This window comes from Parabacteroides sp. AF21-43, from assembly GCF_003635435.1.
Classification (GTDB): Bacteria; Bacteroidota; Bacteroidia; order Bacteroidales; family Tannerellaceae; genus Parabacteroides; species Parabacteroides distasonis.
This window is the reverse complement of the sequence record NZ_QTMG01000047.1, coordinates 14955-15652: the sequence shown is the minus strand read 5'-3', so window position 1 is coordinate 15652 and position 698 is coordinate 14955. Positions and strand designations below refer to the sequence as shown.

Annotated in this window: 1 protein-coding gene; it reads right to left on the bottom strand. The window is 53.7% G+C overall.

What is annotated here, in order from left to right; translation table 11 throughout:
- A partial coding sequence (locus DWX84_RS20640; RefSeq protein ID WP_233573974.1) for a nucleotide sugar dehydrogenase occupies positions 1-698 on the bottom strand: 698 nt, incomplete at both ends.

Here is a 698-nt window from a genome sequence, read left to right as displayed (position 1 = left end):
GAGATCATACGGCTCTCCATCGGAAACTCCGCCGTGATGAAATAAGGGTCCACCGCTATGCAATGACCACCAACACCACAACCCGGCTGTAAGATATTCACACGGGGATGCCTGTTCGCCAAATCGATCAGCTCCCACACATTGATTCCCGCTTTATCGCAGATAAACGACAGCTCATTGGCGAAAGCGATCTGTACGTCCCGGCTTGAGTTCTCGGTCAATTTACACATCTCGGCCGTCTTGCTATTCGTTGGGTGAAGCGTACCCTTCACGAACTGGCCGTAGAACTCCATCGCCTTACGGGTGGAGGCCTCGTCCATACCGCCGATGACCCGGTCGTTATGCACCAACTCATAGATCACGTTACCCGGAAGCACCCGCTCCGGACAATAAGCGATATAGATCTTGCCCTTCAGCTCCGGCCGTTCCGAGAAAATCAAACTAGCCATCCGTTCGGTCGTCCCCACCGGCGATGTAGACTCGATCACGTACAAATCCCCCTCCTTCAACAAAGGAAGCACCATACGGGTAGCCGACTCAACGAACGATACGTCCGGCTCATGATCCCCCTTGAAAGGAGTGGGTACCACCATGAAATAAGCGTCGCTCACCTGAGGCTCGGTGTAAGCCTTGAAATGTCCGGAGGCCAGTACCTCCCGCAACATATCCTCCATACCCGGCTCGATGATATGCAATTT